Source organism: Streptococcus australis (genome assembly GCF_040226615.1).
GTDB classification, from domain to species: Bacteria; Bacillota; Bacilli; order Lactobacillales; family Streptococcaceae; genus Streptococcus; species Streptococcus australis_E.
In genome coordinates this window covers 77,013-102,288 of the sequence record NZ_JBCOAT010000001.1, presented here as the reverse complement: position 1 = coordinate 102,288, position 25,276 = coordinate 77,013, and the positions used below count along the sequence as shown (strand labels likewise).

The following is a 25,276-nucleotide window of genomic DNA, read 5'->3' as shown; positions in this document are numbered from 1 at the left end:
TATGTTGAAGCGTTCCTTTTTTAGTGACCTTTATAAATATAGTAGTTTACCTACTTTTAAAGTTACTTTTTTTCTTATTTTGGGAGTCAGCATATTTTTTTCAATTCAAAATATCCAGGTGATAAATGCCTTAGTAGAAGGAAATGGACAAGCGGTTAACCTTGATCCATCTATGTTATCATCGAATCCAGTGTATACAGTCAGGGATGCTCTCTTATCCTCCCCCTACCAAGCAAGTGTTATTTTCTTGCCAATTCTTGTTTCACTTGTTTATTCAACCCATTATCAATTTGGTGATGATTATTTTAGCCAGTTATTGATTCCTAACTGGAAAGTTCGTCTTACTGGGTTTATTGCAAGTTCGATTGTCCTATCGTTACTCTCTACTTTAATATTTTCTATAGTAAATGCTGTTATCTTACTCATTTTTCTAGATTCAACTCTAAAGAATCATTTAGAATTGACCTTGTTCTTAGATGTCACGGTAAGAGTTATGATATTTGCAATCGTTCTTACTTTATTAGCTTTACTTTTCGTAATCGTAACGAAAAAATCAATGACTGCATTAATTGCAGATGTTTTATTATTGGTTATCAGTTTATCAGGTATTCTAAGAGGAATTTCCTCTAAAATAGAAAATCTATTGCCATTGATTGGAGCAAAATCATTTGCTTTTGGCCGAATTGAAGGGACTCAAACGAGCCAATTGTATGGAATTACACTTTTAATAGTAGAAGGGATCTTGTTCTTGGTGTTCATAATGGTTGTAGAAAAGATTCGAATGGGGAGGAAGAATGGCAAGTCTATTTAGAAGTCTTATCGTCAAAAAATATAGTTTAAAACCCGTAAAGTACCAGATAACCATACAGTCACTTTTGATAGGTTTTTTGTGTCTCTTAAGTGTTTTACCAGTTGCAATCAATGGTACAATTGTAGAATTATCTTTAAAGCAAGCTCTTGTTTTTGCATCAATGCTCTCTGTTGGTATTGGGAGTGTTAATGCATTTGTTGAGTTACAATCACACGAAACAAAACTAGTTTATTTGGTTAGTGGAAAAAGGATCTTAAGTTCAATTCGAATTCTGTTCGTAGAGTTATGTGATGTAGTACTACAATCAACCTTAAATTTCATTGTACTGCTAATATGGTTTCATTTTTTTAGTAGCAAAAATGGTGTCAGTTTAGAAATTTTCAGTTTCTATTTGATTGGCTCCATCCAATACTTTTTGATTTCTTACTTCTTAAGTTATTGTTTTAAAAGTCCAATGGGGAGTTTAGCTATTTTGCTGCTATTTCCTATTTTGGTACAACCATTTATAGAAAGAGTAGTGGAACCATTGACTAGTTATCTATTTTATAATATTGTTGCGGATACAATTTTAGGTAGTGCTTCCAATTTGCAACTCTGTACTTACGTTATTGGATTTGTATGTTCACTTGGAGCAACTCTCTACCTCTTGGTAAGGAATCAAGAAGTTAAGTAATAAATAAAAATGATACTGATGAGCAAACTTTTCTAATTTTGGGAGAGTGGGACAGAAATCGGTCATTCGTTAGAATTCGATTTCGTCGTCCCACCTCCGCACAGTTGAGTAGGGCTGTAAAAGCTGATGAAATCAGCGTAGTAGAGCCCACTCAACCACTGCGTCTTGCTCAACAATCCAAAAACAATTAAGAGGCTATGACTTTTGTCCCAGCCTCTTGTTACGTATTTCATGGTTTTAGAATAAAAGACAAGACTTTCGAAGTAATTGCGAGAGTCTTGTTTAGTTTTCATTCTAAAGTGTGTCCAATTAATGATGTTGTAATTCGCTCATGTACCAATTTAATGGATCGTTCTGTAACATGTTGGATTCTCTCTTCATTCCTCATCTCAGAGAATTCTAGTGATTTATGGTAAAATAAGGTCTATATATGTGAGGACAAAGAGATGATTAATAGAATTACAGACAACAAATTTAAACTCGTATCAAAATACCAACCGTCAGGGGACCAACCGCAGGCCATCGAGCAGTTGGTAGATAACATCGAGGGAGGCGAGAAGGCCCAAATCTTGATGGGGGCGACTGGTACAGGGAAGACTTATACCATGAGCCAGGTCATTGCCCAGGTCAATAAACCGACCCTGGTCATCGCCCACAATAAAACGCTAGCAGGTCAGCTCTATGGGGAGTTCAAGGAGTTCTTTCCAGAGAATGCTGTCGAGTACTTCGTTTCTTACTACGATTACTACCAGCCAGAAGCTTATGTACCATCGAGTGATACCTATATCGAAAAGGATAGCTCGGTCAATGATGAGATTGACAAGCTTCGTCACTCAGCAACCTCAGCGCTCTTGGAGCGTAACGATGTCATCGTTGTAGCGTCTGTTTCCTGTATCTATGGGTTGGGTTCGCCTAAGGAATATTCCGACAGCGTGGTGAGCTTACGCCCAGGTCTCGAGATTTCTCGCGATAAACTGCTCAATGACCTGGTGGATATCCAGTTTGAGCGCAATGACATCGATTTTCAACGGGGCAAGTTCCGTGTCCGTGGGGATGTGGTCGAGATTTTCCCAGCTTCGCGTGATGAGCATGCCTTTCGAGTCGAGTTTTTCGGGGATGAGATTGAGCGGATTCGTGAGATTGAAGCTTTGACCGGCCAGGTTCTAGGAGATGTGGACCACTTAGCGATCTTCCCAGCCACTCACTTCGTGACCAATGACGACCATATGGAAGTAGCCATTGCCAAGATTCAGGCGGAACTAGAAGAGCAGTTAAAAGTCTTTGAAAAAGAAGGTAAGCTCTTGGAAGCCCAACGCTTGAAACAACGGACAGAGTATGACATCGAAATGTTGCGAGAGATGGGCTACACTAATGGGGTGGAAAACTACTCTCGTCATATGGACGGACGGAGTGAAGGAGAGCCACCCTACACCCTTCTTGACTTCTTCCCAGAAGATTTCCTCATCATGATCGATGAAAGCCACATGACCATGGGACAGATAAAGGGCATGTATAATGGCGACCGCTCGCGCAAGGAGATGTTGGTCAACTATGGCTTCCGTTTGCCATCTGCCTTGGACAACCGGCCTCTGCGTCGGGAGGAATTTGAAAGCCATGTTCACCAGATTGTCTATGTTTCTGCGACGCCAGGTGACTATGAGATGGAACAAACGGACACTGTCATCGAGCAGATCATTCGTCCAACAGGCCTACTCGATCCAGAGGTTGAAGTGCGCCCTACCATGGGGCAAATGGATGATCTCTTGGGCGAGATCAATGCGCGTGTGGAACGTGGAGAGCGGACCTTTGTCACGACCTTAACCAAGAAGATGGCTGAAGATTTGACGGACTACTTCAAGGAAATGGGTGTCAAGGTCAAATACATGCACTCGGACATTAAGACCTTGGAGCGGACGGAAATTATCCGTGATTTGCGTTTGGGGGTCTTTGATGTCTTGGTTGGGATCAACCTCCTTCGGGAAGGGATTGATGTCCCGGAAGTCAGTCTGGTTGCCATTCTCGATGCTGACAAGGAAGGTTTCCTCCGTAATGAACGAGGTCTTATTCAGACTATTGGACGGGCAGCTCGTAATAGTGAAGGCCATGTCATCATGTATGCGGACACCATGACCCAGTCTATGCAAAAAGCCATCGATGAAACGGCCCGTCGTCGTCAGATTCAGATGGCCTATAATGAAGAGCATGGCATTGTGCCACAAACCATTAAGAAGGAAATCCGAGATCTTATTTCTGTTACTAAGGCGGTGAGCAAGGAAGAAGACAAGGAAGTGGATATCACCAGTCTCAACCGCCAAGAGCGCAAGGAACTGATCAAGAAACTGCAAGGCCAGATGCAAGAAGCCGTCGAAGTGCTTGATTTCGAATTGGCAGCCCAAATCCGCGATATGATGTTGGAAGTCAAGGCCTTGGATTAGTAGGAGGGAAGAATGAAGATTTTAGTCATCAATGGGCATCCAGATAAGGAAAGTTACTGTCAGGCTATTTTTCAAACCATTGTCGAAACGATTGACTCAAATCGCCACGAGCTTAAAGTGATCAATCTCAATGAAGAGGACTTTGATCCAGTTCTTCGCTACGGCTATCGAAAACGGATGGAGGAAGATCCCTTTATCCTTCGTTCACAAGAATGGATCCAGTGGGCGGATCACCTGATCTTTGTCTATCCCATCTGGTGGAGTAGTATGCCGAGCCTCATGAAGGGCTGGATCGATAGGGTCTTTACACCGGGTATTGCCTACTCGGCAAATGATCAGGGAAGTTTCATCTGGAATTACCTTAGAGGCAAGCAATTCAAGAAGTTGCTCAAAGGGAAAACGGCCAGTATTTATGCGACCTCCATGGCGCCTACTTGGTGGTATAAGATCTTTTCAGGTTCTCTCAACATTCCGGATAGTTATGGCATCTCTGTTTTGAAGAATGCAGTTTTGAACCACTGTGGGATTAAAACCAAGCGCGTCTGCATCTTGGGAGAAGTCGGCCGGGATGTGAACACCGCTAGCATACGGGAACAGCATCTCCAAAAGGTAGCAGCAGAAGTGAAGAAACTCTGATGAAACATCAGTTTGTTTTCATAAGTTAGTGTCTTTAGTTGTATTTTGAATAGGTTTTAGTTAAACTATCAATATAATCTATGAAATGTAGGAATGATACCATATGCTACTTTTTATCTATATGATCTATGTCATTTATTCACTATCAAAAATGAAAAATGAAGGTAAAAGAGTCTCAATTTTCACTAAGTTGATTGTTTACGGCTTATTGATACTCTCTTTGTTTATGCTCTATTTCAGTTTTTTGTCATTTTTATTTAGCCCATTGCCATTTTTTGGCTTTCTAGCTACTCTTGCTATTGGCGGTATGATGCTATCTCTTAAAATAGTTATCGCCCTTGCCTTGCTTTTGTTATCTCTTAGCCTATACTTAGATAGTAAAAATAGTAATCCGGAAACGCCTCTCATTGATCATTGGTTACGTTTGGGGATTCATATTCTACTGATCATTATTTAAGGTAAGGGAGAGTTTCATCATGGGAAAGTATATGAACCTGTTTAAGATCGTGTATCTTATTCTTTTACTTTTTGTTTTTGCGAACTTTGTATTATGCTACAATGGTTACGCCTTTACTCCGCTCCTGTGGAATCCTTGGTTGTATTTAGTGGTTGGGACGATTCTATGTCACATCTGGTATCGCTTCTATCGAAAACATGCTCCAAATTGGAAGAATCTTGAGAGTGTTCTTTTGAGTCTCTTTGCTAGCTTGATCTTAGTACTATTCATTGTGTTTTTCTTTAGTTTTGATGGTCATGGTTCGGTAACGATTCACTCGGAGTATTATTTAAAAGAGAAGTCAATTGTCTTTCAGAGAGGTTCTCTTTTAGATGCCTTTGATGAATACCATGAGCTGGTGAATCCCTTTGTGATGAAAAAAGAGATAAAGAAAAAAGTTAATATTGATTAATTGTCAATATCATAGAAAGGAAATATATGTCACGTACAACGCCTGCTATACTGTGCAATCTTTGCATGGTCGAAGATCTTGAAAATGGGAAAGTAGTCCTCCAATACCGCTCACCTGAAAAGACTCACTGGGCTGGCTATGCTTTTCCTGGAGGCCATATTGAAGAAGGAGAAAGTTTGGTCGAGTCTGTCATCCGTGAGATTGAGGAGGAAACCGGCCTCACCATTTTTAATCCCCAGCTAGCAGCTGTGAAAAACTGGCAGTTGGAGGATGGCACCCGCTATATCGTCTTTTGTTACAAAGCGACAGAATTCAACGGCCAACTAAGATCGTCTGAAGAAGGAGAAGTTTCTTGGGTTGAGAAGGACCAATTAGATCAGTTGGACTTGTCCTACGATATGCTTCCTCTGCTGGAAGTGATGGAAGACCCAGATTTATCCGAGTACTATTATCGCAAACGGGCAGATGATGGTTGGGAAAAATTTCGCTATTAAGGAGTTAGGTAACACTAGCTCTTTTCTTATTCTTGTAAGAAGTGGAAAAAAATAGTATGATGGAAGAGTTTAGGAATACCTTATATAGGGGGAAGAAGTTTTAACATGAAGGATTTTCACTTTGATGCCATTGCTGCATTTGAAAATTACGAGATCGAAACCATGAGAGATGGCCATGTTGTTGTAACAACGAAGGTCATTGAATCATCTCTTAATTATTATGGAAACGCGCACGGTGGCTATCTCTTTACCCTGTGTGACCAGATCAGTGGCTTGGTCGTGATTTCACAGGGAGTAGATGGTGTGACCTTGCAGTCTTCCATCAATTACTTGAAAGCAGGGCGCCTAGGAGATGTCCTCACGATTCACGGGGAATGTGTCCACAGTGGGCGGACAACTCGGGTTGTTGATGTCGATATTACCAATCAGGAAGGTGCCAATGTCTGTAAGGCTACCTTTACCATGTTTGTAACGGGAGAAAGAGATGAATCAGCAAAAGTACGCATTTAAAAACTATATTTTTGATTTTTATGGAACCTTGGTCGATATCGAAACCGATGAGTCGAGTCCAGTCTTGTGGGAGACCATGGCCCAAATCTACCAGACCTATGGTGCTCATTATACAGGGGAAAGTTTGCAAGCACGCTATAAGGAGTTGGTGCAGCAAGCTGAGGAAAGTATCGCTAAGGAAAAACAAGTCACTTATCCGGAGATTGACTTGACTGTGATCTTTGTTCAACTCTATCTAGAAAGTCATCCAACAGGAGCCAGTGTCCATCATTTCAAAGAGTGGGGGCGTTTGATTGCTCGGACCTTCCGTGTACTCTCTCGCAAACGCTTGGAGCTATACCCACACACGAAAGAAGTCTTAGAAGATATGAAGGCTGCAGGTTGTCGGCTCTATCTCTTATCTAATGCACAAGCGGACTTTACCAACCCAGAGATTGATTTAGTTGGCTTGAGAGAGATTTTCCACGACATTTATCTGTCGTCTGATGCAGGGATTCGCAAACCTCAGCGCGAATTTCTCGTGAAAGTCATCAAAGATCACCAGTTGAATCCGAATAAAACGGTCATGGTAGGGAATGACTTCACTACAGATGTGGCTGTGGCGAAAAGTATCGGCATGCAAAGTATCTTGATCAATACCTTGCCATACTCGGACGAAGAATTACAGAATAAGAGTCAAGCAGGCGTGCGCGTGATTCGAGACATTCAGGAATTACAAGAAGTTTAAGCTTTATCATCGATTCTAGGAGGCCGAGTTGCCTCCTGTTTTATACAAAATGCTAGAGTTGAGCAGAATTTGTCAAAACTTCCCTTTCATGGTATACTATGGGAGTTAATTTTGCTAAGGAGATTGAAATGAATAACTTACCAAACTGTCCAAAATGTCATTCAGAATATGTCTATGAAGATGGAGCCCTCTTGGTCTGTCCAGAATGTGCTTATGAATGGAACCCAGCTGAAATCGTTGAAGAAGAAGGTGTCGTAGCGATTGATGCCAACGGAAACAAATTGGCTGATGGCGATACCGTCACCTTAATCAAAGACTTGAAAGTCAAGGGTGCACCAAAAGATTTGAAACAAGGAACGCGCGTGAAAAACATTCGCATCGTTGAAGGCGACCACAACATTGATTGTAAGATTGATGGATTTGGCGCAATGAAACTCAAATCAGAATTTGTGAAGAAGATTTAAGAATAATAATAAGAAGAAGGGCTTAGCCCTTTTCTTTCAGGAGAATACTATGAAATTCAAACTATTGTTTAGTTATCGTTTTCTATTGTTTATCTTAAGTGTCATCGGTGTTTATCTGCAACTCACCAAACATGGTGGCTTTGGGATGATGCTTTATTACACCATTTTGTCTAACATGTTGGTCATGTTCTTCATGGGAGATATGGTTTGGCGCATGCTTCGTGGTCGTTCGACCCAGACCCAGGGCTATCTTCGCTTGAAGGGTGGTGTCACCATGTCTATCATGATCACCTGTGTCATCTACCACTTTATGCTTGCACCGATCGCGACACCTGAGAAGTTTTACCGTTTGGAAAACTTCCTCTGTCATTATATTGTTCCTTTGATGTTCTTCTTTGATACCCTGGTGATTGATAAACCCAAACAGTACCGTAAGTCGGATCCGTTAGCTTGGACCTTGCTTCCTTTGCTCTATATGGTCTTTGCATTGATAAACGGTTTGGTCCTTAAATGGCCAGTACCTGGCGCTAAAGACAGTCCTTTCCCTTATTTCTTTATCAATGTCAATCGTTTTGGCTGGCTCTATGTCGCTAAGATGGCGACGATCATTTTTGTCGCTTATTTACTAGCTGGATGTGGCCTGTTTGCCCTGAAGAGGATTGGTAAAAAAGGAACAGATCATTATTAAATTGAAGATTTGTTGATAAAAATCCGAACATTAGTAGAAAAAAATAAGTTTTTTCTTGCATCCCTCTATAAACTGTGATATAGTATGGATAATTAAATAGTCCTTTAATCCTGTCCCGTGAGGCAGGCAAGGAGTCTGATCAAAATAAGGGGTGAACTAGATGCGTTCTAGGTCTTATCTCTTAGTATTTTTCTGAAGCCTCCTTGATAAAGGGAGGCTTTTTTCTATCAATTAGGAGGAAAAGATGAAGATCAAAGAAGTCGTTGATGATCTGACCATGAAGCGGGCTATTACTCGCATCACCTATGAAATCATCGAACGGAATAAGGATCTGAGCCAAATTGTTTTGGTAGGGATCAAAACTCGTGGCGTATTCATTGCCAATCGCATCAAAGAACGGTTAGCACAACTAGAACAAATAGAAGTTCCAGTCTGTGAATTGGATACCAAGCCTTTCCGTGATGATATTAAAGTAACAGAAGATTCAACCGTTTTACCAGTAGATATTACTGGCAAAGATGTCATCCTGATTGATGATGTCCTTTATACAGGTCGGACCATTCGAGCAGCCATCGATAATCTTGTCAGTCGCGGACGTCCATCTCGTGTCAGCTTGGCTGTCCTAGTGGATCGTGGTCATAGAGAATTGCCGATCCGACCAGATTATGTTGGAAAGAATATTCCAACAAGTCGATCAGAGGAAATCATTGTCGAAATGACTGAGCTAGATGGTCAAGATCGTATCTTGATCGAGGTGAGTGAATAAGGTAGTTTTCAAATCGTCGCTATATACAGGAGCGACTGAGTGAGCTTCCTGTATCGTTTTCACATATGCATATCTTTGGAATGGAGTTACAACATGTCTACAAATCAAATCGCACTTAAAAACCTTGTCTCAATGGAAGCTTTATCAAACGAAGAAGTTATGGCCTTGATTAAGCGTGGAATTGAGTTTAAAAATGGAGCAAAGACTCATTATGACGAGCAACATATCGTGTCTAATCTCTTCTTTGAGTCGTCAACACGTACGCACAAAGCATTTGAAGTGGCTGAGTTGAAATTGGGTTGTGATCTCCTTGACTTTGATGTGAAAACGAGCTCTGTAAACAAGGGTGAAACTCTCTATGATACGATTTTGACCATGTCAGCTCTCGGAGTAGATATCTGCGTCATCCGTCACCCAGAAGTAGACTACTACAAGCAATTGATTGAAAGTCCAACCATCACAGCCTCTATTGTCAACGGGGGAGATGGGTCTGGTCAACACCCAAGCCAAAGTTTACTAGACTTGATGACCATCTATCAAGAGTTTGGTCACTTTGACGGTTTGAAGGTTTGTATCGCTGGTGACTTAGATCACTCACGTGTGGCAAAATCCAATATGCAAATCTTGAAACGCTTGGGCGCAACCCTCTACTTTGCTGGTCCAGACGAGTGGAGAAGTGCGGAGTTCGAAGAATATGGAACCTTTGTGACGATTGATGAAGTCATTGAAGAGGTCGATGTCATGATGTTCCTCCGTGTGCAACACGAGCGTCATGACTATGAGTCTCTCTTCTCAAAAGAGAACTACCATCGTTTGCATGGGTTGACACAAGAACGCTATGATCGTATGAAAGATTCAGCTATCTTAATGCACCCAGCTCCAGTAAACCGTGATGTGGAGATTGCTGACCACTTGGTAGAAGCTCCTAAATCACGCATCGTGGAGCAAATGACCAACGGTGTCTTTGTCCGCATGGCTATCATTGAAGCGGTTTTAGCTGGACGGAAATAATAGAGTTAGAAAATAGAAAGGAGAAGTGAGAGAGTCTACAAAAAGGTGGTCTTTTCTCACTTTTCTTTTTGGAGTCTGTAAGGAGAATTTATGGTAAAACGTCTCTTAGTATTAGAAGATGGGACGGTTTTTGAAGGAACTGGTTTTGGAGCTGATACCTATGTCAGTGGGGAATTGGTCTTAAATTCTGCCATGACGGGTTATCAAGAATTGATTACCGATCAATCCTATAAGGGTCAAATATTAGCCTTTACTTTTCCAGTTATTGGAACAACAGGAATCAATCGAGATGATTACGAATCGATTTTTCCAGGTTGTCTAGCTGTGGTAGTGAACCAATTAGCGAGCCATCCCAGTAATTGGCGCAAACAGTTGTCCTTGGATGCCTATCTGAAGAAACACAACATTCCAGGGATTCAAGGAGTCGATACCAGAAGGCTGGCTAAAATTGTTTCTAAGTATGGGAGTATGAAGGCTACAGTGGTTAATGAAGGGGATGCGATTGAGCATATCCTAGATCAACTTCGGGCAACCGTTCTACCTTTTGACCAAGTCCGTCAAGTGTCGACCAAAACCCCCTATGCTGCACCTGGCTTTGGTAAGAGTATTGTGTTAATTGATTTGGGCTTACGTCATTCGGTTTTACGTCAATTAATCGCGAGAGGATGTAATGTAACGGTCGTTCCTTATTCGATTAAATTGAAAGAATTAAAGGATTTGCAGCCGGATGGGATCATTCTATCCAGTGGTCCAGGGAATCCCCATCATATTGATAGTATTTGCCAGGTCATTGCTAAAATTGATCCTCATATACCGATTATGGGAATCGGCTTGGGGGCAGAATTACTGGCCCTTGCCCACGGAGGCAGCCTCAACAACCTAAAAAGGCCTCATCGAGGACTCAACATTCCAGTAAAAGAGGTTGCTACTGGGAAGGTCGAAATTACTAGCCAGAATCACCAGTACAACATTGAACGCGATACCCTTCCACGTGATTTTCTGATTACCCATGAGGAGCTTCATGATCACTCTATCGAGGCTTTTCGTCACCGCTATCTTCCCTTGATTGGTGTCCTCTATCATATTGAGTCCAGTCCAGGATCAAGAGAAAGTCTCTATTTCTATGATGAATTTATGGATCTGATTGAAAGTAAATTAGACGAAAGAAGGGAGGAGTTATGGTCATGAATCAAGTAACACTTTTGTGTGCAGAATCCTTCAATGATGTCAGTTTGCTTGGAGCACTCACTTCTTGTCCCTTATTAAAAGAACGTGGCTACCAAACAGAAATCCTCTATTGTGGAGATGAGAACGAGATTACCAAAGAAGCTGGAGACGCTGTTTCAGTTATTCGTTTAAAGTTGGATAGTCTAAAAGAAGCCTTTCTAGCAACAAATACAAGAAACTTACTACTGTCTTTTGCGGACAAGCAACTCCTTGGTTTATTATTCCGATTGGAGGAAATTGGGTTTCTTAAGGAGCACAAGATCCGTATTCTAGGAACTTCGCTTAGGCAGTACAGAGCCTTTTACCATCAGGCAGACCAAAAGTCATTTTTACAGGACTTGGGTTATCAAGTTCCTTCCTCTTCCTTGGTTTCGACAGTCAGAGAGGCCATTGAGTTTTCGGAGCAGATTCAATTTCCTATTGTTGTTTGGCCACTTGCCAGCAAGCATGGGCAAGGCCGTCGGATCGCTAATAACTTGGATGATTTATGTGAGGCTGTCGAAAATGGGCTAGAAGTATCGCCACAAGGTCAGTGTTTGTTGGAATTCTCGACAGTTGGTTTCAAGGAGTTGGAATACGTCGTAGTCCGAGATCGACAGGATAATTATTATCTTGCGGGAAATATTGAGAGTGTAGACCCGGTGGGGATCCATTCCAGTGATTCCTATCAAGTCATCCCTAGTCTGACCTTGACGGATACAGAGCACCAGACCTTGCGGGAAGCAGCTTTGTCGATTGTTCGACATTTGAGATTGGTTGGAGCGACCTCTATCAAATTTGCCTTGGACCCAAAGAGTTACCAATTTTATATCCTTGAGGTCAATCCATTTGCCTCCGATTCCTTCTCGACAATGTCCATGGCCTTAGGTTATTCGCTTTATCATCAAGCTTTGTGCCTCAAGTTGGGGGATCATCTCTTAGACCTGCCCCATCCAACAATGAAGGGATTAACAGCCTTGTTTGAACCGACTCTGGATCGAATTTTCTTTAAACTCCCTGTCTTTCCAATAGAGAAAGTTTCAAGGGTCCTCAATACGCAGATTAACTCAATCGGTGCTCTCTATGGGTTTGGGACTAGTCTAGAAGAAGCCTATCAGCAAGCTGTTGACAATTTTGGTTCGGACCAATGGCCTAAGAATATTCTAAAGGATGTTTCGGACGATGAATTGATTCAACGGATTGCTAAACGGATGCCCTACAGATTTTCATCTATTTTAGAAGCTCTACATAGAGGATTTGAAATGGAGGAAGTTTGTGACTTGAGTCGTATGGATCCTTTCTATCTCCAGTTCTTGTATAATATCTACTTATACGAGAGACAAGAAAAGCCCCAAATAAATCATTCTTTAAAGTTTCACCCTTTGGATTTGACAGCTGGATTTGGTCATGTTGGAGAAGGAGTGACCTTCTTTAGTTCTATTTGTGGAGAGGACGAGGCATTAGACTGGAATGATTGGACCTTGTTGGTTGATCGAGGATCTCCAGACGAACCTAGAAGGATTCTACAAATCATTGAACGTCTGAGAACAGAGAAGGAAGCTGGAAGAAAAGTAGTTCTTCTTAGTAATCTACCTTTCGTTGGTCAAGTGGCTAATACCTGCTTACGAATTCCTCTTTCTGTTTATGAAAGTTACCAGAGTCAAATCGATGGACAGTTTGCTAGGGTAGAATACATGGATTAAAAGAAATTAAAAGAGTGTGGGACAGAAATCGGTAATTCGTTAGAATTCGATTTCGTCGTCCCACCTCCGCACAGTTGAGTAGGGCTGTAAAAGCTGATGAAATCAGCGTAGTAGAGTCCACTCAACCACTGCGTCTTGCTCGACAATCCAAAAACAATTAAGAGGCTAGGACTTTTGTCCCAGCCTCATTTTTGTTAAGTATATGGAATTAAGAATGGCTAACAATACCAATAATGGTGTCAACGGCACGCTCCATGGTTTGAAGACTAACATATTCAAAGCGACCGTGCATATTTTCGCCACCAGCGAAGATGTTTGGAGTTGGAATTCCCATGAAGGAAATTTTAGACCCATCTGTCCCACCACGGATTGGTTCAATGATTGGTGTAATACCCAAATCTTCCATAACTTCTTTAGCCAAGTTGACTGGTGTCATGTCTTTCTCGATGACTTGTTTCATGTTGTAGTACTGGTCTTTAAGAGTCAAGAGAACCCGTTCGGCACCAAGTTCTTGGTTCATCTTACTTGCTATCTCTTCCATCATGGCTTTACGAGCTTCGAAATTCTCTGTCTCAAAGTCACGGATGATGTAGCTAGCATGTGCTTCTTCAACAGTACCATCTACATTCATCAAGTGGTAGAAACCTTGGTAGCCATCCGTTTTTTCAGGACGGTCTTCTTCAGGGAGTTGATTGTGGAAGTCAATTGCTAACTGAAGTGCATTCACCATTTGGTTCTTAGCAGTACCAGGGTGCACATTGCGGCCTTTGAAGGTAATTTCAGCTCCTGCAGCGGAGAAGGTTTCGTATTGCAATTCACCAAGAGGACCACCGTCAACTGTATAGGCAAAGTCAACATTGAAATCTTCTGCATCAAACTTATCTGCTCCGACTCCGATTTCTTCATCCGGTCCAAAGCCAACTCGGATTTCGCAGTGTTTGATTTCTGGATGAGCATTCAAGTATTCGATGGCTGTCATAATCTCAGCAATCCCTGATTTATCATCTGCACCAAGAAGGGTCGTACCGTCAGTCGTAATCAAGGTTTGACCTTTGTAGTTAAGGAGGTTAGCAAAGTCAGCAGGATCTAGTGAATAACCGGAATCACCAAGAGAAATAGCGCCACCATCATAGTTTTCAATGACTTGAGGACTGATGTTTTCCGCATTGAAATCAGCTGTATCCATATGTGAGATAAAGCCAATCTTTCGGGTGAGACTTGGATCGTTTGCTGAAAGAGTTCCAATGGCAAAACCATTTGGAAGATAGTAGACATTCTGAAGTCCAACTCGTTCCATTTCAGGAAGGAGTACATTCTTAGCAAACTCTACTTGAGAAGCTGTACTAGGAGTTGTTGTTGAAGTCTCATCAGAGCGAGTGTTGACTTTGACGTAGGTTAAAAATCGTTCTAATAATGTTGGGTATTTCATTTGTTTTTCCTTTTCTAGTTCTGTGCTTGTAAAACATAGCGCTTGATAGCAGTAGCGACACCGTCTTCTTCGTTAGAAGTTGTTGTGACATCAGCCAAGGTTTTGATAGGATCTGAAGCATTGCCCATAGCAACTCCAAGACCTGCGTATTCAATCATTTCAATATCATTGTTCTCATCGCCAATAGCCATGACTTGCTCTCTAGAAATACCCAGGTAGTCCGCAAGGGCTCTTAAACCAGTAGCTTTGTTTACGCCTTTTGGAAGAATTTCAAAGAGAATAGGCTGAGAGCGAATGGTATGGAAGCGTTGGGCTAATGCATCTTCATAGGTCTTTTGGAAGTCATCAATTTGCTCTTTCTGATCAATAAACATCCCTTGGAAAATTGGTTGGGCCTCAAGGACTTCTTCTAAGCCAAGTGGTACGGGTACTGTAGAAACAATACCGGCATCCATTATGGCTATTTCGGAAGGTTCCTGATTCAAAATGATATAGCGATTTAAATCGAATAAACTTAATTGAGGATGGATCTCCTCCGTCAACTGATCGAGATAAACCAAATCTTCTTCAGATAAGGCATCATAACTGATGACAGACCAATCAGAAGAGTTGACAGTTGTACAACCATTATTAATCACCGAGTAGGAGTGGTTACTTTTGAAGCCAATTTCTTCAAAAATTGGACGTACACCAGATAGTGGGCGACCTGTACAGATGACGACGTGAACACCAGCAGCTTCAGCATCCAAAAGTGCCTGCTTATTAGCAGGACTAATGGTTTTATCTGGTGATAAAAGAGTCCCATCTAAATCAATAGCAACTAATCGAATCATAGCTCGTCCTCCTTAGCTGGTAGAAAGCTAGCAATGACTTTTCCTATGACTCTCGGTTCCTCTTCTAGCGGAATGACCTTGTCACTATACTTTTTATTGAGAGAGACAAGACGGATCCCTTGAGCTTCACGAAAGACACGCTTGATCAAGGTTTGCCCATCATACTCAATAGCATAGATGGCACCAGCAGTATCGTAGAAAGTTTGCTTAATTAAGGCAACAGATCCCTTTGGATATTTAGGTTCTAACGAGTCAGTATGAATCCAAAGAGCTAGATCATAGGCCAGTTTTTGATCAAACCACACCAAATCTCCTTTAGAAGCACTTTGACTAGCAGCATAACTGTCAAAGACTGTATAGGGTGTGTATTTCTTCTCAATCCGTTTGCGTTCCGCTTGTAAAACCAATAAGCGATTGGCTTCCTCTAAGAGTGTATCTTGAAAATCCTCATCCAGTTGCTTATAGATAAACTCAATCTTAGAATCCTCCAAGGTATCTGGTTGACCATAACGAGGATCTAAATCAGAGATGGGGATTTCAAAGAAGCTAGCGATCTTTTCTAAGTTCTCACTGACTGGGAGAGAAGTGCCTTTCACATAGCCTGTTAAAGTACTGGCTGGAATACCGGTTGTACGAGATAAATCGACCTGTTTCTTATTTTGAACCTTCAATAGTTCTCTTATTTTTTCGGAAATAATACGCAAAGCCTCTTTATCCTGTGGGCTTGCTTTTCCACGTCCTCTTGCCAAGAGCTTCACCTCCTTTTACATTACATCTCATTATAGCGAATTAAATCGAAAAAGTAAACAAAAACCTTACATAAACGAAGAATTAAAACAAATTCGATATAAATCATAAATTACTGGATTTGATTCCTTAAAACTAGCCAAGAATCAGCCTTTTTGTTATAATATACTGAATAGTTTTATAAGGATGAAAAAATGAATTTAGAAGAATTAAAGAAACGAAAAGAGAAGATTCGGAACTTCTCGATCATCGCCCATATTGACCACGGAAAGTCAACCTTGGCCGATCGAATCTTAGAAAAAACCGAAACCGTGTCTAGTCGCGAGATGCAAGCCCAGCTCTTAGATAGTATGGACCTGGAACGGGAACGTGGAATCACTATTAAGCTTAATGCCATCGAGTTGAACTACACGGCTAAAGATGGGGAAACTTATATTTTCCACTTGATTGACACACCGGGACACGTGGACTTTACCTATGAGGTTTCGCGTTCACTGGCTGCCTGTGAGGGTGCGATTCTCGTAGTGGATGCCGCTCAAGGGATTGAAGCCCAGACTCTAGCCAATGTTTACCTTGCTTTGGACAACGATTTGGAGATTCTGCCAGTCATTAACAAAATTGACTTACCAGCTGCAGATCCAGAACGTGTGCGCACAGAAGTAGAAGATGTGATCGGCTTGGATGCTAGCGAGGCAGTCCTAGCCTCTGCCAAGGCTGGTATCGGGATTGAAGAGATTTTGGAACAGATCGTTGAGAAGGTTCCTGCTCCGACTGGTGATGTTGAAGCACCGCTTCAAGCCTTGATCTTTGACTCCGTCTATGACGCCTATCGAGGGGTGATCCTTCAAGTACGGGTGGTCAATGGAATGGTCAAACCAGGTGATAAGATCCAGCTCATGAGCAATGGCAAAACCTTTGATGTTACTGAGGTTGGGATTTTTACTCCTAAAGCAGTTGGTCGTGATTTCCTTGCTACAGGAGATGTTGGTTATATTGCAGCCTCTATCAAGACCGTTGCAGATACCCGTGTCGGGGATACGGTGACCTTGGCTACCAATCCAGCAAGTGAGCCTCTTCATGGTTACAAGCAGATGAACCCAATGGTCTTTGCTGGTCTTTACCCGATCGAATCCAACAAATACAACGATCTTCGTGAAGCTTTAGAGAAGTTGCAATTGAATGACGCCAGTCTTCAATTTGAGCCGGAAACTTCTCAAGCACTCGGTTTTGGTTTCCGTTGTGGTTTCTTGGGACTACTTCACATGGATGTTATCCAGGAACGCTTGGAACGTGAGTTCAATATTGACTTGATCATGACAGCACCGTCTGTTATCTACAAGGTTAATTTGACAGATGGCGAAGCACTAGATGTGTCTAACCCATCTGAGTTCCCAGATCCAACCAAGATCGCTTCGATTGAAGAACCTTATGTAAAGGCGCAGATCATGGTGCCACAAGAGTTTGTCGGAGCTGTCATGGAATTGGCCCAACGCAAACGTGGTGATTTTGTGACCATGGACTACATCGATGAAAATCGAGTTAATGTCATCTATCAAATCCCACTGGCGGAAATTGTCTTTGATTTCTTTGATAAATTGAAATCCTCTACTCGTGGCTATGCGAGCTTTGACTATGAGTTGTCTGAATACCGTCCTTCTAAATTGGTCAAAATGGATATCCTCCTCAATGGCGATACTGTCGACGCCCTCAGCTTTATCGTTCACAAGGACTTTGCTTATGAACGTGGTAAATTGATCGTTGAGAAGCTCAAGAAGATTATCCCTCGTCAACAGTTTGAAGTGCCTATCCAAGCAGCTATCGGTCATAAGATCTTGGCCCGTACAGATATCAAGGCCCTTCGGAAGAACGTCTTGGCCAAGTGTTATGGTGGGGACGTCTCACGGAAACGGAAGCTTCTTGAAAAACAAAAAGCCGGTAAGAAACGAATGAAAGCTATCGGTTCAGTAGAAGTACCACAGGAAGCCTTCTTGTCAGTTCTATCAATGGATGAGGAATAAGCCTTTCTTTGGAATAATAGAACAAATGGAACGTCCCGCTAGGGACGTTTTTCTATCGGGCTAGACAAATAGTGCTTTCAAATCTAAGTAGAACGTGATAAACTAGAGGTATCAAAATCCATCACAAAGGAGAGGAAAGATGAAAAATAAGTTCTTACTTGCGACTGTTTCGGTCTTGTCAGCTGTTGCTCTTGTAGCTTGTAGCACTCCTAAAAAAGAGTCTAGAAAACCATTGTCATCTGAGTCTAGTTCCACTGAGGTGGTGAAAAAGAGTAAAAAATCATCTAGCAAAAAAACATCTAGTAAGGTAGAGTCAAAATCATCGGATGATACCAAGAGTTCTGTCGAAACCAAACGGGTTGGTTCTGCCGATTATGGCTATATCGATATCCCAAGTAAGTGGATTAAATTTACAGATATAGATGGTGGAGACAGCATTCAATTTACGGATGGAAGTGCTTATAATATCGTTACTATGAATGGGTATACCAAAGAGAAAGCAAATGTCGGTGAAGGGGAAGTCTTCAACGCAGAGTTGATTGCGAACCGAATTGCTTACTATTGGAATGACAATAAAGAAGTAGAGAAAATGTGGGGAGCGAAGACCACTGTATCAGGGAATGAAGCCTTGCAGCTGAATATTATCCTTAAATCTGGACAGTACCTCATTACTTGGGTCTTCCAAAAGGATGATAAGGTATACTTGATGTCTTTTGAAGGGGATAAAGAGACCTTGGCTCAATTCATTCCATACATTGAGGAAACTTGGAGTTTGGATGAGAAAGGTCCAAAAGCCTAATGCATTCGTGAGGAAGTTGGTTCTATTATCACCAATTTTCAATACATGATAGAATAAGATTTGGACGCAGTCATTAAGTTCTATTTCTTGGAACAATTAACTTCTTACAACCTGGTTAGCAAAGAATCTCTCGGGTTGTATATCCTTAAGAAAGCAGGGACTAATTCAAACAGTTCGTCAGTTTGAATTAGTTCTTTTTTTGGTAAGAAATTAAACTGGTCCTTTTAAAATAAAGTATAAGATGTTAGACTAGTGTATATAATCTATCATAGAGGAGAGAAAGATGAAAAATAAGTTCTTACTGGCGTCAGTTACGTTTTTGTCTGTTGTCAGTCTCTTTGCTTGTACTAGTCCAAAGAAAGAGTCTAGTAAATCGTCAGCACCATCTAGTTCCACGAATGTGGCAAAAGAAACAACAAAATCAAGTAGCAAGGTAAAGGAAGAAATATCAGATCATGATAAGAGTTTCGCAGAAACGAAACGAGTTGGATCAGCAGATCAAGGGTATGTCAATATTCCAAGTGACTGGGTAAAATATACAAATGAAGAAGGTGGAGATAATATCCAATACTCAGATAAAAGCGTGGATAATGCGATTATTTTGAACGCTACTACTAGAGAAAGAGCGGGTGTCGCCGAAGAAGAAGATTTTAATGAAGTGATGGCTCAAAGATTTGAGAATGACTTGAACGAAATAAATAAAGTAGTAAAATCGTGGAGATCTACTAGCAAAGTTGGAGGAAATGTAGCCATCCAATTAAACATGATTCTTAAGTCGGGTCGATATGTTACTTGCTGGTTTTTTCAAATAGATGGGAAGTTGTATTACATTGCCTGTCTTGGAGATGAAAAAACATTAGCTCAATTAACCTCCTATGTAGAAGACACTTGGAGCCTTGATGGAACAGGTGCCGTGACGGATTAATCAAGTGAGAGTTTGGCTTAAACTATTCAGTCATTAATGTTTAATAGAAATAACTACATGACGCAGTGGTTGATTGGCATCTTTGTTCGCTTTTTAGCTCCAAAGATAACCTAATCAACTGTGCGGGGGTGGGAAGATTGAAAAGGTTTGGGGAACCTTTTCAACCTCTTTAAATTTCTCGGAGTTCTGTCCCACTCCCTTTTTTACGGCCTCTATGGTATAATGCTCTTATCCATTTAGCAATTAGAAAGTAGTTTATGACTCAAGAAATTGACTTAGAAAAATACCATCAGTTAGCGCTCCAAAAGCAAAAGGAGCATCGCAAGGTATTGGCGAATCTGAAAAAGAAGCCCCCTAAAAATCTAGATAAAATAGCGCAAGAGATTCACGATGAAGTCTTTCAAGAAATTGATTGTACCGCCTGCGCCAACTGCTGTAAGACCCTAGGACCCGATTTTAAGGAAGCAGATATCACGCGCATCGCCAAGTATTTCAAGATGAAGCTTCCCGCTTTTGAGACGGAATTTCTTCAAGTCGATGAAGATGGAGATAAGGTTTTTAAATCCATGCCTTGCCCTTTCTTGGGTGGTGATAATCTCTGTTCCATCTACGATGTGCGTCCTAAGGCTTGTCGAGAATTTCCTCATACAGACCGAAAGAAAATCTACCAGATCAACCATCTGACTATCAAGAATACCCTCACTTGCCCAGCAGCCTATTTATTTGTAGAAAAATTGAAGGATCGTTTGTAATGACATATACATTTTTACTTTTTGACCTAGACCACACCTTGTTGGACTTTGATACAGCGGAGGAAGTGGCCTTAACACAATTTCTCCAAGATCAGGGGGTTCAAGATATTCAAGCCTTTAAGGATTACTACAAACCCATGAACCAAGGGCTCTGGAAAGATTTGGAGCAAAAGAAGATTAGCAAGAAAGACTTGATTAACAGCCGGTTTGCCATCGCCTTTGCCCATTTTGGAAGACAAGTAGATGGTGAAGAGATGGCCTTGCGCTACCAGGACTACATTAGTCAACAGGGACAGACTTTCCCAGGAGCAGAAGACTTGTTAGCCAAGCTAGTAGAAAGAGGTTACCAGCTCTACGGTGCTACCAACGGCGTTACTGCCATTCAGCAAGGGCGTTTGAAGCAATCAGCCATCACCCCTTATTTCAAAGAAATTTTCATCTCTGAACAATTAGGAACTCAAAAACCGGAAGTGGCCTTTTACGAAAAGATTGGGAACCTGATCCCAGGATTTGCTAAGGAACAAGCTCTCATGATTGGGGATTCTTTGACGGCGGACATCGCTGGAGGCAATGCTGGAGGGATTGATACCGTCTGGTACAATCCGGATCACAAAGAAAATACCAGTCAAGCAGTGCCAACCTATGTCGTTGCTGACTATCAAGAGTTATTGGATATCCTTAAGTAAAGATTTATTACAAACTAGCTCTCGGGCTAGTTTTTTGTTATTATGGATAAATGAATATATTTAAACAAATACCATTCAACATCAAGAAATGGGTCGGCTACCTGGTTCGTGCATTCTTCACAGTGGTCGCTCTCTTGATTTGTTTTCTCTTTTATTTTACTAATCAAGAAGAAAAGAAAATCCAAGAGCAAATTTCTGGCTTTTATCAGGAAGCGGGATTTAAAGGTGACGTAAGTTTTAAAGCAGCTGAACTCCATGGCATCTCGACCAAATATGCTTATAGCTATCAAGAAGGAGTTCAGGGAAAGACAGTTCAGTTTGACTTTCCCTATGCAAGCCTCCTATCCAAAGAAGAAATTGGGAGAAATTATGACACGGCTGAAGAACTGGCTCAACATTACAACAGTTGGTTAGTAGCTCCGTTCTTCGAAAGAGCCTTTACGGAATCTCAAGGATTTCAACAATTAAAGCAAGAGATAAAAGAGCGATTTCATCAACAAGGCCTCGAGGTAAGCGAGGTTCGTCTTCAGTTACCAATCCAAAATCCCGAATTCGAAAATCAATTGGCAACAGACTTACAAGCTACCGAGAAAGCAGGAGAAACGGATCTTCGAGGGATTCTGACCTTGGATTATGCTACCTACCGCCAAATTAAGGGATTTTCCTTTACCATTACAGTGACTTCCCTCGCCAAAGAATATGAAGGGAAGCACTTGGATGTATCCGGTCTTCCTCCTGGGAACTATGTGATTGAATCGGATTCCAAAAATGAAGGATCTTATTACTTTGAGATAGATTAAAAAAATTTTAATAGTGTCAAGTTTTTTTCTTGACAGGTCTATAAAATGTGTTATAATAGATCATGTGCTAAATAGCTTGTCTATTTCACCGAAAATTAAAATATAGAAAAGAGACTTATAAAAATGGCAGTTAAAATTCGTTTGACTCGTATGGGATCTAAGAAAAAACCTTACTACCGTATCAACGTAGCAGATTCACGTTCACCACGTGATGGACGTTTCATCGAAACAGTTGGAACTTACAATCCACTTGTTGAAGAAAACCAAGTAACTTTGAAAGAAGACCGCGTTCTTGCATGGTTGGCTGATGGAGCTCAACCTTCAGATACAGTTCGCAACATCCTTTCAAAAGAAGGTGTATTGAAGAAATTCCACGATTCTAAATTCTCAAAATAATCATAAAGTAGGTTGATGTATGGATACGATTGAAAATCTTATTATTGCAATTGTGAAACCCTTGATTTCACAACCGGATGCCTTAACCATCAAGATCGAAGATACTCCTGAATTCTTGGAGTACCACCTTGACCTTGATCCTAGCGATGTTGGTCGAGTGATCGGTCGGAAAGGTCGCACGATTTCTGCGATAAGAACGATTGTCTACTCTGTCCCAACTGAAGATAAAAAAGTAAGAATCGTTATTGACGAAAAATAAAAGGCGGGACTCTGTCCCGTTTTTTTGTTACAAGGAGAAGTTATGAAAGAAGTGACCATTGGCCAATTGCAAGCCTATTTAAAAGAACATTACCAGAATACTCGGACAGAAGAGGGGCTGTTTATCAAGCTTGTCGAAGAGGTTGGGGAAGTGGCCGAGGTCTTAAATGGGCGTTCTGGACGAAAAGAAGGGGTTCAGGACTCAAATGAAGAATTGGCCAAAGAACTAGCTGATATCATTCACTATACAGTCGCTATCGCAGCTATCAATGACATCCACCTCACTAAAACCATCTTTGAAAAGGATAAAACAGCAGCTGTCAAATACCAGCACGAGAAGGATTTAGAGCAGTTTCTAGCAGAAAAGAGCATTTGAGAAAATCCTATGAACGTGATAAAATAAAACGTATGGTTGTTAAGTGAATCGTTGTTTAGAAAGAGTTGTTTTGATATGAACCGATTTGAAGTAACTACAAAGATTGGTTGTTTCTCTGTTACTTATAAAAAGAGAAATAAAGTACTAGTTTGTTTAAATGGTGCTGGTTTGATACCGAGTTATGAAAATTTTCTACCAATACTTGAAAAACTTCCTTCCTCAATAGGTTACCTTACGATTGATTTTCCGAATACAGGTAGGAGTCAGATTCATAGTCAAACAGGAATTAATTTGGATAATCTTGTTGAAGCGGTATACGAAATCTTGAAAGGATTGGAAATTTCCAATTATATACTTTGTGTTCATAGTTTAAGTGGTGTTTTGGCTTTAAAGTTAATGAGTCAACCAATTAAGTGTCAAGCCTTGATAGCAATTGAACCAACAACAAAAAATATAATGTTTGCTGATTTTTCAAAAAATCCTTATCCAAAAATGGAAGAGCAAATGAGAATGATCGAAGAATGTGGACCGGAGAATTATTTTAAGGGACTAACTCAAGCAACATTTGAACCTGAAACTGATAGACTGATTTGGGAATTGATGGAAGAAAAGGGCTTAGAATTGGAAAAGCAAGTTCCTGGATTTCAGATATCTGTAAATATTACTTCTGAAGATTTTGATAGTTTGTCCTTAGCAGATAATATTCCTGTTTTCGTATTTTGTCAGGCGTACAGAGAAAAAGAGTACAGAGATTCAGAATATTGGAATTCTAATTCAAAACTCATTCTAGGTGGAAACCACCACTATCTACAGTGGTCAGAATCGGAAAAAATTGCAGCTCTTATTAGAGAACTGTAGAGATAAATTAATTAAAAGAGGAATGTAAAGAATAAAATGAATTACTTTAATGTTGGGAAAATTGTCAATACCCAAGGCTTACAAGGAGAGATGCGTGTCTTGTCTGTGACAGACTTTGCGGAAGAGCGTTTTAAAAAAGGAGCAGAATTGGCTCTCTTTGATGAGAAGGATCAGTTTGTCCAAACGGTGACCATTGCTAGTCACCGCAAGCACAAGAACTTTGATATCATCAAGTTTAAGGATATGTACCATATCAATGCTATCGAAAAGTTCAAGGGTTTTAGCCTCAAGGTTGCGGAAGAAGACTTGACGGATTTGGATGAGGGTGAGTTTTATTACCACGAGATCATTGGACTTGATGTATACGAAAATGACCAACTGATCGGCCAGATCAAGGAAATTCTTCAACCGGGTGCCAATGATGTCTGGGTCGTAAAACGCAAAGGAAAACGTGACCTTCTCCTGCCTTATATCCCACCAGTAGTCCTCAATATTGATATCCCAGGAAATAGGGTGGATGTAGACATCTTAGAAGGGTTAGACGATGAAGATTGATATTTTAACTCTCTTTCCAGAGATGTTTTCACCTTTGGAGCATTCGATTGTCGGAAAGGCGCGTGAAAAGGGACTCCTTGAGATCAACTACCATAATTTCCGTGAAAATGCTGAGAAGGCGCGGCATGTGGACGATGAACCCTATGGTGGGGGGCAAGGTATGCTCTTACGTGCTCAGCCCATTTTCGATGCCTTTGATGCCATTGAGAAAAAGAACCCGCGCGTGATCTTACTTGATCCAGCAGGTCGGACCTTTGATCAAAGTTACGCAGAAGAATTAGCTCAAGAAGATGAATTGATCTTTATCTGCGGTCACTATGAGGGCTACGACGAACGGATCAAGACCATAGTGACAGATGAGATTTCTCTCGGCGATTATGTCTTGACCGGTGGTGAGCTAGCTGCCATGACCATGATTGATGCGACAGTTCGCTTGATTCCAGAGGTGATCGGAAAAGAGTCTAGCCACCAGGATGATAGTTTCTCATCTGGGCTTCTAGAGTATCCTCAATACACTCGGCCCTATGAGTATCGAGGAATGACGGTTCCTGATGTCCTCATGAGTGGCCACCATGAAAATATCCGTCAATGGCGTCTTTATCAGAGTTTGAAAAAGACCTTGGAGCGTCGCCCTGACCTACTAGAAAACTATGAATTGACAGCAGAAGAAGAGAAGATATTGGAGAAAATTAAACAAGAAGAATAACAGCCTTTGCTGTTTTTCTTTTGCCCTAAAAATAATAAAAAATCTTCCTCATCCTACTAGTTATTGGTAACAAAATGTGGTATTCTAAAGTGGAGAGAGAACAGAT

The 25,276-nt window shown here is 41.1% G+C and carries 30 protein-coding genes; 27 read left to right on the top strand and 3 right to left on the bottom strand.

Features of this window, described 5'->3' with window-relative positions:
* Position 1: 1 nt before the first annotated feature.
* The 15 genes from ABT997_RS00505 to ABT997_RS00435 all read left to right on the top strand — a co-directional run bounded on the left by ABT997_RS00505 (position 2) and on the right by ABT997_RS00435 (position 13,032).
* Positions 2–811, top strand: coding sequence for a hypothetical protein (locus ABT997_RS00505; RefSeq protein ID WP_350018504.1), 810 nt, complete (start codon positions 2–4; stop codon positions 809–811).
* Entirely contained in the window at positions 795–1,484 is a 690-nt protein-coding gene (locus tag ABT997_RS00500; protein WP_350018503.1) for a hypothetical protein, read from the top strand. Before ABT997_RS00505 ends, ABT997_RS00500 begins: the two co-directional genes overlap by 17 nt.
* A 446-nt stretch (positions 1,485–1,930) precedes the next feature.
* Positions 1,931–3,919 (top strand): excinuclease ABC subunit UvrB, encoded by a 1,989-nt coding sequence (gene uvrB / locus ABT997_RS00495; RefSeq protein WP_350018502.1) that lies wholly within the window; start codon positions 1,931–1,933, stop codon positions 3,917–3,919.
* Between the two features lie 12 nt (positions 3,920–3,931).
* Positions 3,932–4,555 carry an NAD(P)H-dependent oxidoreductase gene (locus ABT997_RS00490; protein ID WP_350018501.1) on the top strand — a complete coding sequence of 208 codons (624 nt, stop codon included), beginning with the start codon at positions 3,932–3,934 and terminating at the stop codon, positions 4,553–4,555.
* Positions 4,556–4,658: 103 nt separating this feature from the next.
* Positions 4,659–5,012, top strand: a complete 354-nt coding sequence (locus ABT997_RS00485; protein ID WP_350018500.1) for a diacylglyceryl transferase — start codon at positions 4,659–4,661, stop codon at positions 5,010–5,012.
* Between the two features lie 19 nt (positions 5,013–5,031).
* Positions 5,032–5,463, top strand: a complete 432-nt coding sequence (locus tag ABT997_RS00480) for a hypothetical protein (RefSeq protein ID WP_350018499.1) — start codon at positions 5,032–5,034, stop codon at positions 5,461–5,463.
* Positions 5,464–5,489: 26 nt separating this feature from the next.
* On the top strand, positions 5,490–5,957 hold the full coding sequence (locus ABT997_RS00475; RefSeq protein WP_433916219.1) for an 8-oxo-dGTP diphosphatase: 468 nt from the start codon (positions 5,490–5,492) through the stop codon (positions 5,955–5,957).
* 105 nt (positions 5,958–6,062) lie between these two features.
* Entirely contained in the window at positions 6,063–6,467 is a 405-nt protein-coding gene (locus ABT997_RS00470) for a PaaI family thioesterase (RefSeq protein ID WP_350018498.1), read from the top strand.
* Entirely contained in the window at positions 6,442–7,194 is a 753-nt protein-coding gene (locus tag ABT997_RS00465; protein WP_350018497.1) for an HAD family hydrolase, read from the top strand. The genes ABT997_RS00470 and ABT997_RS00465 overlap by 26 nt, the downstream gene beginning before the upstream one ends.
* A gap of 128 nt (positions 7,195–7,322) precedes the next feature.
* Entirely contained in the window at positions 7,323–7,658 is a 336-nt protein-coding gene (locus ABT997_RS00460; protein ID WP_154853060.1) for a zinc ribbon domain-containing protein YjdM, read from the top strand.
* A 49-nt stretch (positions 7,659–7,707) separates the two neighbouring features.
* On the top strand, positions 7,708–8,346 hold the full coding sequence (locus tag ABT997_RS00455) for a Pr6Pr family membrane protein (RefSeq protein WP_350018496.1): 639 nt from the start codon (positions 7,708–7,710) through the stop codon (positions 8,344–8,346).
* Between the two features lie 244 nt (positions 8,347–8,590).
* Entirely contained in the window at positions 8,591–9,112 is a 522-nt protein-coding gene (gene pyrR / locus ABT997_RS00450; RefSeq protein WP_006596278.1) for a bifunctional pyr operon transcriptional regulator/uracil phosphoribosyltransferase PyrR, read from the top strand.
* 93 nt (positions 9,113–9,205) lie between these two features.
* Positions 9,206–10,123: an aspartate carbamoyltransferase catalytic subunit gene (locus ABT997_RS00445; protein WP_350018495.1), complete on the top strand. Its 918-nt coding sequence runs from the start codon at positions 9,206–9,208 to the stop codon at positions 10,121–10,123.
* A gap of 90 nt (positions 10,124–10,213) precedes the next feature.
* Positions 10,214–11,311, top strand: coding sequence for a carbamoyl phosphate synthase small subunit (locus ABT997_RS00440; protein WP_350018494.1), 1,098 nt, complete (start codon positions 10,214–10,216; stop codon positions 11,309–11,311).
* The gene (locus ABT997_RS00435) at positions 11,308–13,032 is read left to right on the top strand and encodes an ATP-binding protein (protein WP_350018493.1); all 1,725 of its coding nucleotides are present in this window, start codon (positions 11,308–11,310) and stop codon (positions 13,030–13,032) included. The genes ABT997_RS00440 and ABT997_RS00435 overlap by 4 nt, the downstream gene beginning before the upstream one ends.
* A gap of 208 nt (positions 13,033–13,240) precedes the next feature.
* Here the strand turns inward: ABT997_RS00435 and pepT are convergent, their stop codons facing one another.
* The 3 genes from pepT to ABT997_RS00420 are packed head-to-tail and all read right to left on the bottom strand — an operon-like array spanning position 13,241 to position 16,043.
* Positions 13,241–14,461, bottom strand: a complete 1,221-nt coding sequence (gene pepT, locus ABT997_RS00430) for a peptidase T (RefSeq protein ID WP_350018492.1) — start codon at positions 14,459–14,461, stop codon at positions 13,241–13,243.
* Between the two features lie 14 nt (positions 14,462–14,475).
* Positions 14,476–15,294 (bottom strand): Cof-type HAD-IIB family hydrolase, encoded by an 819-nt coding sequence (locus ABT997_RS00425; RefSeq protein ID WP_350018491.1) that lies wholly within the window; start codon positions 15,292–15,294, stop codon positions 14,476–14,478.
* On the bottom strand, positions 15,291–16,043 hold the full coding sequence (locus ABT997_RS00420) for a LexA family transcriptional regulator (protein ID WP_350018490.1): 753 nt from the start codon (positions 16,041–16,043) through the stop codon (positions 15,291–15,293). The genes ABT997_RS00425 and ABT997_RS00420 overlap by 4 nt, the downstream gene beginning before the upstream one ends.
* A 192-nt stretch (positions 16,044–16,235) precedes the next feature.
* Here ABT997_RS00420 and lepA point away from each other — a divergent pair, with 192 nt between their 5' ends.
* From lepA to trmD, 12 genes are all read left to right on the top strand, one after another.
* The gene (lepA, locus tag ABT997_RS00415; protein ID WP_350018489.1) at positions 16,236–18,059 is read left to right on the top strand and encodes a translation elongation factor 4; all 1,824 of its coding nucleotides are present in this window, start codon (positions 16,236–16,238) and stop codon (positions 18,057–18,059) included.
* A 139-nt stretch (positions 18,060–18,198) separates the two neighbouring features.
* Complete coding sequence (locus ABT997_RS00410; protein WP_350018488.1) at positions 18,199–18,858, top strand: hypothetical protein; 660 nt, start codon at positions 18,199–18,201, stop codon at positions 18,856–18,858.
* 283 nt (positions 18,859–19,141) lie between these two features.
* Complete coding sequence (locus ABT997_RS00405) at positions 19,142–19,783, top strand: hypothetical protein (protein ID WP_006596288.1); 642 nt, start codon at positions 19,142–19,144, stop codon at positions 19,781–19,783.
* A 257-nt stretch (positions 19,784–20,040) separates the two neighbouring features.
* Positions 20,041–20,535, top strand: a complete 495-nt coding sequence (locus tag ABT997_RS00400; RefSeq protein WP_154853022.1) for a YkgJ family cysteine cluster protein — start codon at positions 20,041–20,043, stop codon at positions 20,533–20,535.
* Positions 20,535–21,221: a pyrimidine 5'-nucleotidase PynA gene (pynA, locus tag ABT997_RS00395; protein WP_154853019.1), complete on the top strand. Its 687-nt coding sequence runs from the start codon at positions 20,535–20,537 to the stop codon at positions 21,219–21,221. The genes ABT997_RS00400 and pynA overlap by 1 nt, the downstream gene beginning before the upstream one ends.
* Before the next feature lie 50 nt (positions 21,222–21,271).
* Positions 21,272–22,021: a hypothetical protein gene (locus ABT997_RS00390; protein WP_154853016.1), complete on the top strand. Its 750-nt coding sequence runs from the start codon at positions 21,272–21,274 to the stop codon at positions 22,019–22,021.
* A 123-nt stretch (positions 22,022–22,144) separates the two neighbouring features.
* Positions 22,145–22,417: a 30S ribosomal protein S16 gene (gene rpsP / locus ABT997_RS00385; protein ID WP_006596292.1), complete on the top strand. Its 273-nt coding sequence runs from the start codon at positions 22,145–22,147 to the stop codon at positions 22,415–22,417.
* Between the two features lie 19 nt (positions 22,418–22,436).
* On the top strand, positions 22,437–22,676 hold the full coding sequence (gene kphA, locus ABT997_RS00380) for an RNA-binding protein KphA (protein WP_003001620.1): 240 nt from the start codon (positions 22,437–22,439) through the stop codon (positions 22,674–22,676).
* 42 nt (positions 22,677–22,718) lie between these two features.
* A complete protein-coding gene (locus ABT997_RS00375; protein ID WP_154853013.1) occupies positions 22,719–23,051 on the top strand; it encodes a MazG nucleotide pyrophosphohydrolase domain-containing protein in 333 nt (110 codons plus the stop codon).
* A gap of 75 nt (positions 23,052–23,126) precedes the next feature.
* Positions 23,127–23,909 carry an alpha/beta fold hydrolase gene (locus tag ABT997_RS00370; RefSeq protein WP_350018487.1) on the top strand — a complete coding sequence of 261 codons (783 nt, stop codon included), beginning with the start codon at positions 23,127–23,129 and terminating at the stop codon, positions 23,907–23,909.
* A 36-nt stretch (positions 23,910–23,945) separates the two neighbouring features.
* The gene (gene rimM, locus ABT997_RS00365) at positions 23,946–24,464 is read left to right on the top strand and encodes a ribosome maturation factor RimM (RefSeq protein WP_023023341.1); all 519 of its coding nucleotides are present in this window, start codon (positions 23,946–23,948) and stop codon (positions 24,462–24,464) included.
* Positions 24,454–25,170, top strand: a complete 717-nt coding sequence (gene trmD / locus ABT997_RS00360; RefSeq protein WP_154853006.1) for a tRNA (guanosine(37)-N1)-methyltransferase TrmD — start codon at positions 24,454–24,456, stop codon at positions 25,168–25,170. Before rimM ends, trmD begins: the two co-directional genes overlap by 11 nt.
* The last annotated feature ends 106 nt before the right edge of the window (positions 25,171–25,276 follow it).